We start from the raw sequence: 16,805 nt of genomic DNA on the forward strand, positions 1-16,805 counted from the left end.
GCGTGTGTCCGGGACACACGCTCTACTTCGCGGTCTGCCGGCCGCCGAGGTAGAGCGTGCGTCGCGGACACACGCTCTACCTCGGCGAACCGGTCAGTTGCGGGTGATCGTGAAGGTTGACGTCGGGTTCTCGATGTCGCGGTAGTTGTTCTGCAGCGTCAGGCCGTTGAACGTCGCCGAACCCACCGCTGGCCCCTGCCCCTGTTCCGGCATGGGGTTGGCCCAGATGCCGTACCCGGACCTCGCGTCGTACGCGTCACCGCTGCGCTGGGCGCCGGTGATCGACACGTCGGTGAACACGGTGTCCTGGATCGGGTTGACCGGCTGCCCGCCGATGTACTGGGTCTGGAACATGATCCCGGAGTACGTCGGGTCGACGATGTCGAGGTCGTTCACCCGGATGGCGGTGAACGTCTTCGACGCCGAGAACAGCCACACCGCCGGGAACACCTGCGCGCCCCAGAAGTGTCCGCCGGAACGCACCACGGAGATGCCCTCGAACCGGGTCGGCGCCGGGCCGAACCCCTCCATCGGGTACCCGAAGTCCAGCGAGCTGATCGTCACGCCCGAGTAGACGAGCGTGTCCGCGATGTAGATGTTGCGGAACGTGTTGTCCTGCCCGCCGTAGACCGCGAGGCCGGCCGCCCGCCAGGTGTTCGTGGACGTCAGGTTCTCGAACACGTTGCCCCGCTGGCCGCTGCCCCCGGCGTCGGTCGCCGCGAACAGGGCGAACGAGTCGTCCCCGGTGCCGCGTGCCTGGTTGTTGTGCACGTGGTTGTTCGCGCTGCCGTTGGTCATGTTCAGGGCGTCCGCGAAGGTGTTCCGGATCCGGGAGTCCTTGATCTCCGAGCCGTCCATGTTGGCGGCCCAGAACATGCAGATCATGTGCTCGACCCAGATGTTGTCGATGGTCATGTCGGAGACGTTCGCGAAGTCGAACACCTTGCCCGGGCCGTCGATCCGTGAGGTGTAGTTGCCGAAGTAGGCGAAGTCGCGGAACGTCGAGCCGTTCGCCGTGCCCTCGGCCCGGAACCCGATGTCGGTGTTCTCCTGCGTGGCCGGCGCGTGGAACCGCGTGAACCACGGTCCGGCGCCCACGATGTCGACCGCCTTGCCGTAGACCTGGAACTTGCTCGCGGTCTGGTAGTCGCCCGCCGGCAGGTAGACGCCGGCCAGGTTGCCGGTGGTGTCCATCCGGAACCGGTCGAGCGCGTTCTGCACGTCCTGGTGCGTGAAGCCCGTGGGCTGGATGTAGCGGGCCGGGTCCGGGTTGGCCTGCGCCGACACCTGCTCCAGGTCGACGAAGTCCACGGTGTACGTGCTGGTGTTGCTCGCGGTCTTCTGCAGGCGGATCGTGTGCCCGGCCTGGACGGTGGTGCCGAGCAGGGCGTTCGCCTCGTCGTAGATGTGCCGCGGGGCGCCCTGGCCGGGCTGGTTGCCCGGACTGGCCTCGTTGCCATACAGCCACGCGTACCGCGAGGTCAGGTCGATGTTCTTGAGGAACTGACCGTCCACGTACACGGCGAGCGTGGAGTTGGTGCCGCCGCCGCCCGCGGCGTCGGGCATGGAGAACCGCACCACCAGGGAGTTGGTGGGCGCCCGCGTGGTCCACTGGACATACTCGCCCGTCGCGTCGAGCGTGACCGCTCGGCGGCCGGATGCCTCGCCCGCGAGGTCGCCGACCACCCGGTTCGGCCCGATGGCAGTCGCCCCGCCGCCGGTCACGCCGTCCTCCGCCTCGTAGGTGTCGAACGGCATGTTGGCGCCGCGGCCGATGAACAGCGACTGCGTCACCTCGTTGTTCGCACGCCGCGCCTCGACCTCCGTCGAGTCGGGGGCTGCGGTGATAGTGACGTCGTAGGAGCCGTTGGCGGCCGGCCAGGTGCCCAGGTTCACGCTCTGGCTCGTGGCGCCGGCAGCGATGGTGCCAGAGACGGCACCCGTGAGGGTGCGCACCGTCGTCCCCGACGAGTTCTTCACGACGACGGTAAGGGCGTGCGCCCCCGACGAGGTGGCGACCGTGCCCCGGTTCGCGATCGTCGCCGAGAAGGTGACGGTCTCGCCCGCCGCCGGCGTGCTCGGCGTCCACGACACCGTCGGGACCAGGTCGGAGCTGGCGATCTGGGCGACCACCAGCGGATCCGGTCTGACGTACTCGTTGTTGTTCTCCGACTGCTCGGCAACGGTGTTCGACGGATCGACCACCGCACCGATCTCGTAGGAGCCGGCGGGCAGCGCCCCGACGCTCGCGCCGACGGTTGCCGTCGCGCCGGCGGCAAGAGCGCCGACCGGGACGGTCGCCTCTGTCTCACCGTCGACGGTGAGCGCGACGCTCCCCGCCGGCGACCCCAGGGTCCCGATGTTCCGCACGGTGGCGGACAGCGTGACGTCGCTGGACTCGGTCGGCGACGCCGGGGTCGCCGAGACCCCCGTGACCGTGAGGTCGGGGTTCGCAGCCGGCACGCCGAACACCTGGAGCTCGGCCACCTGACCGTTGCCCGAACCGGTGTTGCCCGTGAACCGCAGACGGACCTCGCGCGCGGTACCCGTGACCGGGACGGTCACGGTGTTGCCCGTGGCGGGGGAGAAGGCTCGTGCCGCGGACGGCGCCAGCGTGGTCCACGTGTCACCGGTCCCCGTGCGGCCCTGCACCTCGAAGGTCTGGGTCCGTGGTCCCCAGGCGGTGGCCGGGGGCAGCTTCACGACGACGTCGCTCAGCGTCGCCGCCGACTCCAGCGTCACCGCGAGCGTGCTCGGGTACTGGCCGCCCGCGCCCTCCCAGTAGGTCGAGGTGTTGCCGTCGTTGGCGTTGCTCGCCACGTAGTTCCACTCCGTCGACGAGGCCGCGACGGGGCGGCCCGGGGCGAGGTCGGTGCCCTCCACCGGCTCCTCCGGGTCGGGGGCGTCGCGCGTACCGCGCACCTCGAGCTCGGAGAGCTGGCCCGCGGACCAGCCGGTGTTCGCCGTGATGGCGATCCGCACGTAGCGCGCCGCCGTGTTCGGCACGTCGATGGTCACCGTGTTACCCGACGCCGGGTCGAACCGCCTCTGGGCGCTCGCGGCCAGCGTGGTGAAGGACGCACCGTCGGCGCCGGCCTGCACCGACAAGGTCTGCGTCCGGGCCTCCCATCCGGCGGGGAGCTTGAGGACGACCTCCTCGACGGTGGCCCCTGCGCCCAGGTCGACCTGGGCCCACTGCGGGAAGCTGTTGTTGGTGGACTCCCAGTAGGTCCCCTGGTTGCCGTCGGTCAGGTTGCCGGCCAGGTAGGGCGCGTTGTTGCTGCTGGCCGCCGCGGGCGCACCCGCGGACAGGACGCCGGGAGCGGCGGCGGCCGTCACCGGTGCGAGGCCCGCAGCCGTGAGGGCCGCGGCGGTGAGGACCGCCAGGAGCGCGGGAGCCCGTCCGGGTCTGGGCCCGAGGCCCGTGAGGTGGCGTGGCGTTGCGGAGCGGAACATCGTCGTCCCCGATCTCCCGTCGTCGTTGACGGGGTTCGTCGTCGGATGAATCGTCGGTACTTGCCGTGCGACTGTTGATAAACGTGCAGCGAGTTGTAGAGTTTTTGCGCTGGAGCGGTACGGACTTTACTGACGGTGCGGTTGGGGCGTCAAGGGTCGGACGCCGCTGCCTGGTTCGGCCGGGCCGGTGCAGGACGTACGCTCGGGCCGAAGCCGATCGACCTGGAGCCTTCGTGACAGTCCCCACCCCGTCCGCCGCCCTGCCCGTGAACCTGCCCGCCGCGCTGCGCGAACGCGCGGCCGCGCTCGACGCCGGCGACGCGCTCGCCCGCTACCGCGACCGCTTCGCCCCGAGCGAGGGCCTGATCGCCTACCTCGACGGCAACTCGCTGGGCCGGCCGCTGACCGCCACGCGCGAGCGGCTCGCGTCCTTCGTCGACGGGCCGTGGGCGGCGCGCCTGATCCGGTCCTGGGACGAGGGCTGGATGGACGCGCCGACCGAGCTCGGCGACACCCTCGGCCGCGTGGTGCTGGGTGCGGCGCCGGGGCAGACCGTCGTCGCCGACTCCACGACGGTGCTGCTCTACAAGGTCGCCCGCGCCGCGGTCGACGCGCGCCCCGGACGCCGCGTGATCGTCGCCGACACCGAGAACTTCCCCACCGACCGCTTCGTGCTGCAGGGCATCGCCGCCGAGCGCGGCCTGGAGCTCCGCTGGATCACGCCGGACGCCGAGGCCGGCGTGACACCGCAGGACGTGGCGGCCGCCGTCGGGCCGGACACCGCCCTGGTGCTGCTCAGCCACGTCGCCTACAAGTCCGGGTACGTCGCGGACCTCCCGGCGATCACGCGGATCGTGCACGACGCCGGGGCGCTCGTGCTGTGGGACCTCTGCCACTCCGCGGGCTCGGTCCCGCTGGACCTGGACGCCGACGGCGCGGACATCGCCGTCGGCTGCACCTACAAGTACCTCAACGGGGGACCGGGGTCGCCCGCGTTCGCCTACCTGGCCGCCGGTCTGCAGGACGAGGTGCGGCAGCCGGTCCAGGGCTGGATGGGGGCCGCCGACCCGTTCGCGATGGGGCCCGAGTACGAGCCCGCGACCGGGATCCGCCAGCTCATCAGCGGTACGCCGCCGGTGATCGGGATGCTGCCGATGCGCGACATGCTGGCGCTCGTCGAGGAGGCCGGCATGCCGGCGGTGCGCGAGAAGTCGCTCGCCCTGACCGGGTTCGCGATGGAGATCGCCGACGAGTACCTGGCCGGCGTGCGGGTGGCCTCGCCGCGCGACCCGGAGCGCCGGGGGAGCCACATCATGCTCGACCACCCGGACTTCAAGCGCGTCGTCGCGGAGGCCTGGGCGCGCGGCGTCGTGCCGGACTTCCGCCCGCCGCAGGGCCTCCGCGTGGGCCTCTCCCCGCTGAGCACCAGCTTCACGGAGCTGGCGAACGGCCTCTGGCTGATCCGCGACCTCCTCACCCCTTAGCCGAGATAGAGCGTGTGTCCCGGACACACGCTCTACCTCGCCGACTCACATGCCGCGAAGTAGAGCGTGTGTCCGGGACACACGCTCTACTTCGGCTAAGGGGTGGTGAGGGAGAGGGAGAGGGCGGCTAGGGACTTGAGGGTCTCCTCGGCTGCCTGTTCGTCGTAGCCGCGGGTGCATACCGCGAGTACCAAGGCGTACGGGCCTGGCTCGCCCACGAACGCGACGTCGTGCCGGATGCCGTCCACCCAGCCGGACTTCGAGCCATACGGGATGCCGTGCGGTACGGCCGCGGTGAGCTGGCGGTCGGTCTGGCGGCCGAGCATCTCGCACATCCACGCGGTCCGTTCGGGGCCGGCCAGCCTGCCCGTGACCAGGGCGGACATGAGGAGGCACAGGTCCGCCGCCGTCGTGCGGTGCGAGGCGCCCGCCTGTTCCGCGGCGAGGTCGGAGTACTTGCGGCCGAAGACCGAGTCGACGGCACCGGCGTCGGCGAGGACCTTGTTCACGGCGGGCAGGCCCACCCGCTCGGCCACGATGTTGGTCGCCTCGTTGGACGAGACCACGACCATGCGTTCGACGACGTCGCCCAGCGGCATCGGGGTGCCGTCCGGCGGCAGGCCGCTGTCGACGTCGTCGGGCTCGATCGTGTACTCGCCCGCGCCGGGCACCTGCGAGGTGAACGTGCGCGTGGCGATGCAGGTCTCGGCCAGGCTCGCCGTCCCCGCGTCGAGCTCGCGCGCCGCCGCGACCAGCACCGCGAGCTTCACCGTCGAGGCGGCGTAGAAGCCCAGCCGGTCCTGCCGCGCGGCCAGCACCTCGCCCGACGCGCGGGCGATCCGGTAGGCCACCACCGGCACCCCGTCGCTGTGCGTCCCTGTCGACACCATCCGGTCCAGTCCTCTCGTCGGTCCTCGTCCTACTTCGCGGTCTGGTGGACGACGTCGGTCCACGCCCGGATCAGCGCACGCGACTGCGCCTCGTTCTCCGCCGCGTGGACCATCGCCGCCGCGGCCAGCGCCGCCCGGTCGATGCCCTGCTCCGAGAGCGCGGCCTCGTCCCAGGTCGCCACCCGCTCCGGCCGCGCCTCGGGGTGGAACTGCAGCCCCCAGGCCCGGTCACCCACCCGGAAGGCCTGGATCGGGCACTCCCCGCTGGAGATTAGGAGCGTGGCCGACGGCGGCAGCGTGGTCACCGAGTCCTCGTGGTTCTCGATCATCCACAGCGGTTCGTCGGGGACGCCCGGCAGGTTGGCGAAGAGCGGGTCGTCGACGGCGGCGGGCAGCACCGTCAGCGCGCACATCCCGCGCTCCGTCTCGCCGGACTGCGCGGTCACGCCGCCTCCCGTGACGTGCGCCAGCAGCTGGCCGCCGAGGCACAGGCCGAGCAGGGGCATCCCCAGGTCCAGCGCCTCCGTGGTCAGCCGCCGCTCGCGCGCCAGGAACGGGTGGTGCAGGTCGTCGTCCGGCATGAAGCCGCCGCCCAGCAGGACCAGACCCGCGAACCCGTCGAGATTCTCGGGAAGCTCGGCGCCAGGAGTCAGGACGGGTTCGAGGCCGGCCTCGGGAAGCCACTGTTCGAGCCGGCCCATCAGGCTGGTGGGCGAGTTCAGGACGACCAGGACACGCGTCATAGTTCGACCCTAGGCGCCACCAGCTCTCGCGCGAAGTGACAGGCCGCCACGTGAGAACCGCCGGCAGAGCCTGAGCCGGCACGTTCGACGAGAGCGGGCTGGTCGGTCTCGCACACCGCTGGGATCAGCCGCAGGCCGGTCTCGGGGCGGTCCGCCGATGGCGCCGTGCGCGCCGACGGCGCCGTGCGCGCATCGGGTAACGCGGGCGCCAGCCAGCAACGCGTGTGGAACGGGCAGCCGGACGGCGGCTCCACGGGGGAGGGCGGGTCGCCCTCGAGGACTATGGCGCCGCCGCCGACGCCTTCACTGGTCGAGACCGGGGTCTCGACAAACTCGACCAACGAAGGCTCGACCAAGGAAGGCTCGACCTGCCGAGCGGACGGGACCAGCCGGACCGCCGGGTCCGGCACAGGCACCGCCGACAGCAGGGCCTGGGTGTACGGGTGCTGCGCGCCGTCGTACACCTCGGCCTCCGGCCCCTGCTCGACGATGCGTCCCAGGTACATCACCGCGACGTCGTGGGCGATGTGCCGCACCACGCCGAGGTCGTGCGCCACGAACAGGTACGACAGGCCGAGCTCCGCCTGGAGGTCCTCCAGCAGGTTGATGACCTGGCCCTGTACCGACACGTCGAGGGCCGAGACCGGCTCGTCGCACACCAGGATCTTGGGCCGCAGCGCGAGCGCGCGGGCGATCCCGACCCGCTGCCGCTGGCCGCCGGAGAACTGGTGCGGGTACCGGCTCGCATGGTCGGGGTCCAGGCCGACGAGGTCGAGCAGCTCGCCCACCGCGGCCCGCCGTCCGCCAGCCGGGTCGATGCCGTGGATCGCGAACGGCTCGCCCACGATCTCGCCCACCGACATCCGCGGGTTCAGCGACGTGTACGGGTCCTGGAACACCATCTGCACGTCGCGGCGCAGCTGCTTGCGGCCCGCCCGGGACAGGCGCGAGACGTCCACGCCGTCCACGAGCACCACGCCCGACGTCGGCTTCTCGATGCCGACCAGCACGCGCGCGAGCGTCGACTTGCCCGAACCGGACTCGCCGACCAGGCCGAGGGTCCTGCCGCGCTCCAGGGTCAGCGAGACGCCGTCGACGGCCTTCACGGCGCCGATCGAACGCCGCAGCAGCCCGTTGCGCACGGGGTAGTGCTTGACGAGGTCACGCACCTCGAGCACGGGCTCAGTCATCGCTGCCTCCTTCGACGGCGGACGGCGCGGGCTGGGTCTCGACAGGCTCGACCACCTGAGCGCCAGGCTCGACTGCCCCGGTGACAGGCTCGACCACCGGGGCATCGGGGCGTGGTTCCAAGCCCGCCATGATGTCCGGGGCGAAGTGGCACGCGGACGCCCGGCCCGGGGCGGGGACGGCCAGCGGCGGCACCTCCGTGCGGCAGATGTCGCGGACGGCGTCGCAGCGCGGGTGGAACGGGCAGCCCGACGGCATGGCGGCAGGGCTCGGCGGCCGACCCGGGATGACGGGCAGGCGGCCGGTCCCGGACGCCGACGGGATCGAGCGCAGGAGCGCCCTCGTGTACGGGTGCGCGGGAGCCCGGTAGACGGGCACCACGGGTGCCTGCTCGACGGCGCGGCCCGCGTACATCACGGTGACGTCGTCGGCCACGCCGGCCACGACGCCCAGGTCGTGCGTGATGAGCACGAGGCCCATCTGCCGCTCCGCCTGGATCTCCGCGAGCAGCCGCAGCACCTGCGCCTGGACGGTGACGTCGAGGGCGGTGGTCGGCTCGTCGGCGATGAGCACGTCGGGGTCCAGGGCCAGCGCCGACGCGATCATGACGCGCTGCCGCATGCCGCCGGAGAACTGGTGCGGGTACTCCTTGACCCGTGCCTTCGCGTTCGGCACCTTGACCAGGTCGAGCAGCTCGACGGCCCGCTTGCGGGCGTCGCCACGGGACATCCCGCGCCGCGCCCGCAGGGCCTCGGTGAGCTGGTAGCCGACGGTGTGCACGGGGTTGAGCGCGGCGAGCGCGTCCTGGAACACCATCGCCACCTGGTCGCCGCAGCGCGCACGGTGCTCCCTGCGGCTCAGGGTGAGCAGGTCGGTGCCCGCGAGGCGCACGCTGCCGCCCGCGACCCGCGCCGTCTCCGGGAGCAGGCCCAGCACGGCCAGCGACGACACCGACTTGCCGGAGCCGGACTCGCCGACGATGGCGAGGGTGTGGCCGGCCTCCACCCGGTAGGACAGGCCGTCGACGGCGCGCACCGGGCCCGAGGGGGTGCGGAACTCGACGCTGAGGTCGTCGACCTCCAGCAGCGGCGGGGTCGCCGCCCTCTCGTCGTGGCTCATGGCCTCCTCCTCGGCGCCGCTCCACGCCCTGCTTGCGGGGCTCATGCGCTGAGCCTCGGGTCGAGGGCGTCACGCAGGGCGTCGCCGAGCACCACCAGGGCCAGAACGGTGGCGACCAGGCAGATCAGCGGTGCGAGCAGCACGTGCGGCGCGCCGCCGAGCACCCACTGCGAGCCCTGCTCGATCTGGATGCCCCAGCTCGTCGCCGGGGGGCGCACCCCGATCCCGAGGAACGACAGCACCGCCTCGGCGCTGATCACGCCGGCCACCGAGGTCGGCAGCAGCGCCGTGACCGTGCCGATCGCGTTCGGCAGCACGTGCCGGACCATGATGCGCAGGTCGGAGGCGCCGAGGGAACGCGCAGCGGTGACGTAGTCCAGGTTCTTCGCCTCCAGGGTGGCGGCGCGGACGTACCGGGCGTACGGCATCCAGCCGAACAGGATGAGCACGACGGCGGGCAGCAGGATCACGTCGAACGTTCCCGCGCCCAGGTCGACGCCCTTGAACAGTGACAGCACCAGCAGCGCCGCGAGCAGCAGCGGGATCACGAGGAACACCTCGACGGTGCGCGACACCAGGTAGTCGACCCAGCCGAGGTAGTACCCGGCGAGCAGGCCGAGCGTGACGCCGATGACCAGCGAGACGCCGACCACGACGATCGCGAGCAGCAGCGACGGGCGCACGCCGTGCACCATCGTGGCCAGGACGTCGCACCCGAGCGCGTCGGTGCCCAGCGGATGCTCGCCGCCCCAGCCCTGGGGCGCCGTCCGCGCCTCCCGGATGGGGCACGTCCGCGGGCTGGTGGCCGTGAAGAGCCGGGGGAAGGCGGCCATCACTGCGAAGAACGCGAGGACGGCGGCGGCGGCGATCGTGTCGGGCCTGCGCCGGAGCGCGCGCCAGGCGTCGGCCAGCGGGCTCGACGACGCGCCGGCTCCCTGTGGCACCGTCGGGACGGGGGCAGCGGCAGCGGCGTCACTCAAAGCGGATCCTTGGGTCGAGCAGGGCGTAGGCGATGTCGACGACGATCATCACCACGACGGTCACGGCGGCCAGGAGGGTGACGATGCCGAGCACGAGCCCGACGTCGTCGTCGCGCACGGCACCCCACAGGACACCGCCCATCCCGTAGATGTTCATCAGGCCCTCGGTGATCACGGCGCCTCCCAGGGCCTCCGTGAAGGTCAGGCCGACGGCGGTCACCACGGGGACCGACGAGTTGCGCACCACGTGGTGCACGACGACGTGCCGCTCGCCCAGGCCCTTCGACCGTGCCGTCCGCACGTGGTCGCCCTGGTAGGACTCGAGCTGGCCCGCACGGACCAGGCGGATGAACGCGGCGGAACCGGCCAGGCCGAGCAGGATGCCGGGCACGAGCACGGTGGCCCACGGGTGCTCCGGGTCGAACGACGGCTTGAACCAGTACGGGGGCCAGCTGTCCTCGCCGAACGTCTCCTCGGCCCACCTGCTCAGGGGGACGGCGACGACATAGCGATAGACGATCAGCAGCACGAAGACCGGGAACGCGTCGATGAGCACCGACGTGAGGCGGATGCCGTGGTCTCCCGGCGAGCCGCGCCACCGGGCGGCGACGGAGCCGAGCACCATACCGAGCGCGAGCCAGGTGACGAGGACCACGCAGAACAGGCGGAGCGTGTTCGGCGCCGCGGTGGCGACGATGTCCGAGACCTCACGCCCGCGCAGGTTGGTGCCGAAATCGCCCTGGGCGTACTGGCCGAGCCGTTCGACGAACGGGCCCAGGCACGGGTTGCCCACCTGGTCGAAGCAGGGGTCGTCGAGGTTGAAGCGCTGCTCGACGACGGCGATCTGTGCCGGGGACGCGACCTTGTCCCCGAAGAACGCCTGCGCCGGGTTGCCGTTGAGCTGGATGGCGACCGTCGTGAGCAGGTGGAGCAGGAGCATCACGAGCAGCAGCGTGCCGACGGCCTGCACCACACGTCTGAGGATGTAGCGGCCCATGGGTTCCTTCGGTCGTTCATGACTTCGGTCGTTCACGACCGCGAGGTAGTGCCGTGGTGCGACGGTGGCACTACCTCGCGGCGCTCACGTGCGGGTGGTCAGCCTGCCGAGACCTCGATGCCGCGCAGGATCGGGGCGCCCGAGAACGGGTTGAGCACGACGTTGTCGAGCCGCTCGCTGTAGTACGTGGCGCTGAAGCTCCAGCGGAACGGGATGGTCGGGAACTCCTCGGCCAGGATGGCCTCCGCCTCCTGGTAGAGGGCGACGGACTCGTCCAGCGACGGCGCCGCCGCTGCCTCGTCGAGCTTGTCCTCGAACTCCTCGCTGTACCAGCCCCAGTGCCCCGCGCCGGGCTCACCGGACGCGTAGAAGCTGAGGTAGTTCTCGTTCAGCGGGTAGTCCGGGAACCAGTTGTTCCGGAACATGCCGTCGTAGCCCTGCTCCGCCCGGGTGGTGAAGTAGTCCGGGTCGATGTTGAGCTCGTACGGGATGCCGAGCACCTCCTCGATCGAGTTGCCGATCGCCGTGAAGTACTCCACCTCCGCGTCGTCGTCGCCCAGGCTGATCTGGAGCTTCTTGCCCTCGGGCCAACCGCCCGCCTTCTCCAGCGCCGCCTTGGCGGCCTCCGGGTCGAAGACGCACCACTCGCAGGTGCCCGCCTCGCCGCCGGGCACGCCGCCGGGGACGACCCACGAGTCGGCGGGGGTGGCCTGACCACTGCCGAGCGAGGAGATGATGCCCTCGCGGTCGATCGCCATCGAGATCGCCTTGCGGAACTCCTTGTCGTTCCACGGACCCTCGGTGTAGCCGGAGAAACCGAGGAAGGTCAGGGCCGAGCCCGGCCGCTCGACGTAGCGCTCGGCGAGCTCGGGGTCGTTCTTGGCCGCCTCGACCTCCGCGGTCGGCGGGAACGAGAGGTCGAGGTCGCCGGTCTTGAAGTCGGCCCACCCCGAGGTCTCGCCCGTCGCGTACTCGGTCCAGTGGATCGAGTCGTAGCCGGGGGTCTCGTCGAGCGGGTAGTCGGCCCACTTCTCGGCGGTGAGCTCCTGGCCCTGCGCCCAGTCGGTGACCTGGAAGGGGCCGTTGCCGATGGGTTCGAGGGCGCACTTCTCGACGTCGTCCAGGCATTCCTGGGCGACGGGGAAGAAGCCGGTGTAGCCGAGCATCGTCGAGAAGCCGGCGAACGGAGAGCTGAGCGTGACCTCGAGGGTCAGGTCGTCGACGACCTTCAGCCCGGACAGCTCGTCCGCTGCGCCCTCCGTGACGATCTCGCCGTCCTCGTCGGTCTCCGGCTGCATCTCGTCGTAGCCCTCGATGACGCTGAAGAAGTAGCCGGAGTACAGGCCGTTGTCGCCGTCGGCGGTGTAGTTCCAGGCGCGGGCGAACGCCTCGGCGTCGACGGGCTCGCCGTTCTGGAAGGTCAGGTCCGGCTTGATCTTGATCGTCCAGACGGTGTTGTCGTCGTTCGGCTCGATCGACTCGGCCACGTAGTTGTACGGCTCGGTGGTCTCCGGGTCGTACCGGACCAGGCCGTCGTAGACGACGTCGAGAACGCTGATGTTGTCGTAGGCACCGGCGTCGCCGGGGAAGAGGGTCTCCATGTCCTGGCTGATCCAGGTCTCCAGCGTGACCGGACCCGCGTCGTCGTCGTCCGCGGTCTGGCTCGGGCTGCATCCGGCGACCGTCAGCGCCACGCCGGCACACGTGGCGACCGCGGCGAGCCGTGCACTGCTTCCTGCTCGTCCTTGCCTCACTTCTTGCCTCCCCCATGTCGGCTCCCCGGTATCAGGGCGGGGAGGTTTGGACCATATCGCCACGGGAGGCGGGTCGCTTGGAAATTCGCGTAAACCGTCTGTAACGATTGGTCAGGAGTCCTTCCGTGCCGGTTCGGGACCAACACGACCCGGGCCGCGGACGAGCCCGGAGTTGTTTCCGCAGCGGGAGTCCGGTGCGGAAACAACTCCGGCAGTCAGCTCAGCGCCGGATCCTCACCGGATCGCTCGTGGCGGATGCCGTGACGCCCTCCGCGGTACGGGCCGTCACCTCCACCGAGAGCTCGTGCCCGACGTCGTGCGGCTTCACCTTGTACGTCGCCCCGTAGCCCGACGACCTGCTGCCGCCCCGGATCGGCTCGCCGTCACGGAGCCAGCTGTAGGTGAACGTCGCCTCCTGCGACCACGTGCCGGGGTCGGCGGTGAGGGTCTTTCCCTTGGCCGGCGTGCCCTTGACCACGGGGGGCGTGAGGCTGACCAGCCCGGGGTCGGCCACGAGCTGACCCACGCCCCAGCGGGCGGTGGACTGGTAGCCGGCCCCGGTCGGGTCGGCCCAGTTGCGGACGGCGGTCCGTGCGCCGTCGGCCGCGTCGTTGACCTGGAAGTCCAGGCCGTGGAACGTACCCGGCCCGCCGTAGGACAGCAGGTCGATCGCCGCCTCCACCCGGTACCCGTCGTCGGTCAGCGTGGTGGCGCTCGTCAGGCGGGCGCGCTGCGCCGCCTCGTCACCCGTCCCGAACGACACCGCGTTCTGCGCCGAGACGCGGATCTGCGTGTCGTCGGCCCGGTACCCGCCGTTCTTCGCGTTGCCGCCGTCCACGTAGATCTCCACGGAGTCCTGGATCCACGGGTCGGAGCCGGAGACGTCGACCACGGGGTCGGCGACGTCGGCCAGGACGAACAGCGTGCTCCCGCGCCACAGCGTGCGGACGGTCGCGACCGCTCCGCCCGAACCCTCGACCTCCTTGGTCGTGGTGACCGTGCCGGCGGTGGCCCACACGTCGTCCAGCTCGCCGTCGATCTCCGGCGCCGTCGTCGCCTCCGCGACCTCCAGGTACGACAGCTCCTCGAGCAGCGTCAGGGTGCCCAGCGCACCCGGCGTGTTCCACGTCGTGGTCTCGTCGCCGCTGGTCACACGGGCGTCGAACGCCGCGGTGGTGCCCTCCTCGAAGGCCGCGGGCAGGTGCACGACGACGTCGTAGCCGCCCTCCCGCTCGGTCGCCACAGCGTCCGCACCCTCGGCCCCGCCGGTCACGGACCCGTCCCGGCCGACGACGTACTCCGCGTCGCCGAGCGCCAGCGTGACCGCGTCGCCGGCCGCCGCTCCGGCGTCGTCCACCGAGACGAACGCCGTCAGGTGGTCGGCCGCCCAGCGCAGCTGGAAGGCGGCCTCGCCGCCGTCCGGCGCGCCGAACGTGTGCAGCGGCAGCCGGTCCCACTCGGGGGACGCGGTCGCTGAGGCGTCCAGCGGCACGTCACCCGCGAACACGTTCGCGGCGCGCAGCCGGGCCGGCAGCTCGGCGCCCACCGCGCCGTAATACGCGGGCTTGGCCTGGTACCGGTCGTCGAAGATCAGCGGCGCGCCGCTGTCCACCCGCCACGACCGGCCGTCGGTCAGACCCCACGCCGTCACGCAGAACAGGTCGTCCGCGTGCGCGCGGAACGCCTCGAACGCGTCCCGGAAGTAGTACCCCTGGTCGATCAGCCTGGCCTGGCTCACCGGGGTGCCCGTCGTGACGTCGAACTCCGTGACCGCCTGCTTGACCGGCAGGTCCTCGAACCGCGCGAGCGCACCCTCCAGCGCGCTGACCGGCATGGCGAGCGACACGTGGAACTGGTGCCCCACGCCGTCCACCGGCACCCCGCGCGCCAGCAGCCGCTCCACCAGGGCGAGGTAACGGTCCTGCTTGCCGCCCTGCTCGGTGTTGTAGTCGTTGATGAACAGGGTCACCGGCCGCGCCGTGCCCTCGGCCGCGTACGTCTCGTTGAACGCCTCGTCCGCGTACCGGAACGCGAGGTCGATGAACTCCTCGCCCAGGATCCGGAACCACTCGCTGCGGCGCAGGCCGTCCGGGTTCTCCGCACCGTCGGACACGACCTCGTTGACCACGTCCCACGCGACCAGCGGGTTGGTGTCCGAGCCGAACGGCCCGTAGTCCGTGCTCAGGTTCTCCGCGACACCGAAGATGTGGGCGCGCAGGCGCTCACGGAGGACCGCCTGGCCCTCGGCGGTGGCCGGGAGCGGCTCGCCGGCGTCGTCCTGGAAGAACCACTCAGGGGTCTGGCCGTGCCACGCCAGCACGTGGCCGTACACCCGCAGGTCGTTCGCCTGGGCGAAGTCCATGAGCGCCGTCGCCTCGGGATGACGGCGGAACGTGCCCTCGTCGTCGTACCAGGCCTCGGGCTTCATGTGGTTCTCGGGGGTGATCTGACCGAAGTGGCGGTTCAGCAGCTGGGCGGCCGCGCCCGACGTCTCGCGGCTGTCGATGGCGACGCCCATCGGGAAGTCGACGGTCTCCTTGATGCCGGTCAGGTCCTCGATCAGCGGCGGCTCCGGCACGGACACCACGATGTCGTCAACAAGCCAGTCGCCAAGGTTGCCCCCGTTGTAGGCGGTCTCGAAGTAGAGGAGGGCGTCGTCGTGGTCCGGCACCGTGAAGGTGGCGGTCACCTGGGTCCAGCCGGTGCTCGTGATGCCGCTGAACTGACCGAGCGTCGAGAAGGTCTGGGCGCCGTCCGTGGTGGTCGCCAGGCTCAGCCAGATGTCGCCGGGCGTCTGGCCCTCGGCGAAGCGGACCCAGGCCGAGGCGTCGTAGGTGACGCCGGCCCGGAGCACGCCGGTGACGTCCCGGGCGATCCCGTCGCCCGTGGCGTCCCGGCCGGTCAGCGCCGCGGACCGGGTGGAGTCGTGGGCGTCCGAGTCGGTGACCGCGAGCGTGAAGTCCGAGGTCTCGGTGCCCTCGCGCGGCACCCAGCCGCCGAGCGTGCCGTCCTCGAAGTCGGTGCTGATCACCGGGCCCGACGCCGGGGGAGTGCCCTGCGGGAACGTGAAGCTCCAGCCGTCCGCCAGCCGTTCGGTGACGACGGTCCGGACCGCGGCGAGGGTGCCGGACCGGTCGCCGCCGCCGTCGTGCGCCAGGACGAGCTCGCCCGGGACCATCGCCGTGCGGAGGTTGGCGGTGAGCGTGGCGACGTCCTGGGTCTCCCAGTCGGCGATGGTGTTGCGCACGGCGAGCGGCTGCATGCCCAGCTCGACGGCGACGCCCGGCGTCACGCCCCACGAGCCGTTCGGCGCACGCCAGAACGGGATCTTCTGGTTCGGGTTGCCGAGCGCGTCGCGGATGATCCCCATGTTCGCGACGAGGTCCGCGCGCACCTGCTCCTCGGTCCAGGAGCCCATGTCGGCGTAGCCCGTCGAGTGGTTGCACAGCACGTGGCCGTCGGCGACGATCCGGCGCAGGATCGCGGCCCCGCCGTCCGCCTCGATGTTCTGGCCGATCACGCAGAACACCGCCTTGATCTCGTGCTCCGCGAGGAAGTCGAGCAGGGCGGGAGTGGTGCCGGGGTTCGGGCCGTCGTCGAAGGTCAGGGCTGATACGTCGCCGCTGCCCTCGGCCGCGTACGCGGGGGTGGGGACGGGGTTGATCGCTCCGCCGGGGACGACGTCGCCCGGCGGGACGGTGTCGGAGGTGGTCACCATGATGTCGTCCACGAGGATCGTGTAGGGGGCGTCCTGGTCGGTGCTGCCGAGGTACGCCTGGAGCTCGGCCGGGTCGCCGTCGGCCGTGTACGTGCCGGTGACGGTGGTCCAGTCCGTACCGATGGTCGTGTTGCCGATCCAGCTGTAGGACGGCTTCATGACGAACCGGACGTCGGCGCTGGTGGGGCCGGTGGGCTCGGCGGGTTCGGCGACGCGGGCACGCATGCTGAACGTGTAGGTCGAGCCCGCGTGGAAGATGCCGGTGGGGGACTGGATGCCCTCGTAGTCGGCCGCCCGGGTGATGGCGAGCACGCTGCCGGCGCCGTCGGGGTCCGCGACGATCTCGAGGCCCGCGCCGCCGCTGGGGGTCCACGTGCCGGTGGTGCCGTCCTCGAAGTCGACGGCGGTGACGACGGTGTCGGCGGCGGATGCCGGCGCCGTCACCGTCACACCTGCTGCGACGAGCACGGCCGTGG

Annotated in this window: 10 protein-coding genes; 1 reads left to right on the forward strand and 9 read right to left on the reverse strand. The window is 71.5% G+C overall.

What is annotated here, in order from left to right; translation table 11 throughout:
• Positions 1 to 93: 93 nt before the first annotated feature.
• Positions 94 to 3,456 carry a discoidin domain-containing protein gene (locus tag ACNYC2_RS02320; RefSeq protein ID WP_419705505.1) on the reverse strand — a complete coding sequence of 1,121 codons (3,363 nt, stop codon included), beginning with the start codon at positions 3,454 to 3,456 and terminating at the stop codon, positions 94 to 96.
• Between the two features lie 233 nt (positions 3,457 to 3,689).
• Between ACNYC2_RS02320 and ACNYC2_RS02325 the strand changes: the two genes are divergently transcribed.
• Positions 3,690 to 4,940: a kynureninase gene (locus tag ACNYC2_RS02325; RefSeq protein WP_419705506.1), complete on the forward strand. Its 1,251-nt coding sequence runs from the start codon at positions 3,690 to 3,692 to the stop codon at positions 4,938 to 4,940.
• Positions 4,941 to 5,035: 95 nt separating this feature from the next.
• Here the strand turns inward: ACNYC2_RS02325 and ACNYC2_RS02330 are convergent, their stop codons facing one another.
• From ACNYC2_RS02330 to ACNYC2_RS02365, 8 genes are all read right to left on the reverse strand, one after another.
• On the reverse strand, positions 5,036 to 5,830 hold the full coding sequence (locus ACNYC2_RS02330; RefSeq protein WP_419705507.1) for a serine hydrolase: 795 nt from the start codon (positions 5,828 to 5,830) through the stop codon (positions 5,036 to 5,038).
• 29 nt (positions 5,831 to 5,859) lie between these two features.
• Positions 5,860 to 6,573 (reverse strand): type 1 glutamine amidotransferase, encoded by a 714-nt coding sequence (locus ACNYC2_RS02335; RefSeq protein WP_419705508.1) that lies wholly within the window; start codon positions 6,571 to 6,573, stop codon positions 5,860 to 5,862.
• Entirely contained in the window at positions 6,570 to 7,763 is a 1,194-nt protein-coding gene (locus ACNYC2_RS02340) for an ABC transporter ATP-binding protein (RefSeq protein ID WP_419705509.1), read from the reverse strand. The genes ACNYC2_RS02335 and ACNYC2_RS02340 overlap by 4 nt, the downstream gene beginning before the upstream one ends.
• Entirely contained in the window at positions 7,756 to 8,925 is a 1,170-nt protein-coding gene (locus ACNYC2_RS02345) for an ABC transporter ATP-binding protein (RefSeq protein ID WP_419705510.1), read from the reverse strand. Before ACNYC2_RS02345 ends, ACNYC2_RS02340 begins: the two co-directional genes overlap by 8 nt.
• The gene (locus ACNYC2_RS02350; protein ID WP_419705511.1) at positions 8,922 to 9,860 is read right to left on the reverse strand and encodes an ABC transporter permease; all 939 of its coding nucleotides are present in this window, start codon (positions 9,858 to 9,860) and stop codon (positions 8,922 to 8,924) included. The genes ACNYC2_RS02345 and ACNYC2_RS02350 overlap by 4 nt, the downstream gene beginning before the upstream one ends.
• The gene (locus tag ACNYC2_RS02355) at positions 9,853 to 10,857 is read right to left on the reverse strand and encodes an ABC transporter permease (RefSeq protein WP_419705512.1); all 1,005 of its coding nucleotides are present in this window, start codon (positions 10,855 to 10,857) and stop codon (positions 9,853 to 9,855) included. The genes ACNYC2_RS02350 and ACNYC2_RS02355 overlap by 8 nt, the downstream gene beginning before the upstream one ends.
• A gap of 98 nt (positions 10,858 to 10,955) precedes the next feature.
• On the reverse strand, positions 10,956 to 12,611 hold the full coding sequence (locus ACNYC2_RS02360) for a peptide ABC transporter substrate-binding protein (protein ID WP_419705513.1): 1,656 nt from the start codon (positions 12,609 to 12,611) through the stop codon (positions 10,956 to 10,958).
• A 220-nt stretch (positions 12,612 to 12,831) separates the two neighbouring features.
• Positions 12,832 to 16,773, reverse strand: a complete 3,942-nt coding sequence (locus ACNYC2_RS02365) for an endo-1,4-beta-xylanase (protein ID WP_419705514.1) — start codon at positions 16,771 to 16,773, stop codon at positions 12,832 to 12,834.
• Between the last annotated feature and the right edge of the window lie 32 nt (positions 16,774 to 16,805).

It is taken from the genome of Promicromonospora sp. NFX87 (genome assembly GCF_048564965.1).
GTDB lineage: Bacteria > Actinomycetota > Actinomycetes > Actinomycetales > Cellulomonadaceae > Promicromonospora.

What these genes read in the sequence shown, in the direction of transcription:
- ACNYC2_RS02320 (WP_419705505.1), bottom strand. Translation starts at nt 3,456, where the DNA reads ATGTTCCGCTCCGCAACGCCACGCCACCTCACGGGCCTCGGGCCCAGA.
- ACNYC2_RS02330 (WP_419705507.1), bottom strand. Translation starts at nt 5,830, where the DNA reads ATGGTGTCGACAGGGACGCACAGCGACGGGGTGCCGGTGGTGGCCTAC.
- ACNYC2_RS02335 (WP_419705508.1), bottom strand. Translation starts at nt 6,573, where the DNA reads ATGACGCGTGTCCTGGTCGTCCTGAACTCGCCCACCAGCCTGATGGGC.
- ACNYC2_RS02340 (WP_419705509.1), bottom strand. Translation starts at nt 7,763, where the DNA reads ATGACTGAGCCCGTGCTCGAGGTGCGTGACCTCGTCAAGCACTACCCC.
- ACNYC2_RS02345 (WP_419705510.1), bottom strand. Translation starts at nt 8,925, where the DNA reads ATGAGCCCCGCAAGCAGGGCGTGGAGCGGCGCCGAGGAGGAGGCCATG.
- ACNYC2_RS02355 (WP_419705512.1), bottom strand. Translation starts at nt 10,857, where the DNA reads ATGGGCCGCTACATCCTCAGACGTGTGGTGCAGGCCGTCGGCACGCTG.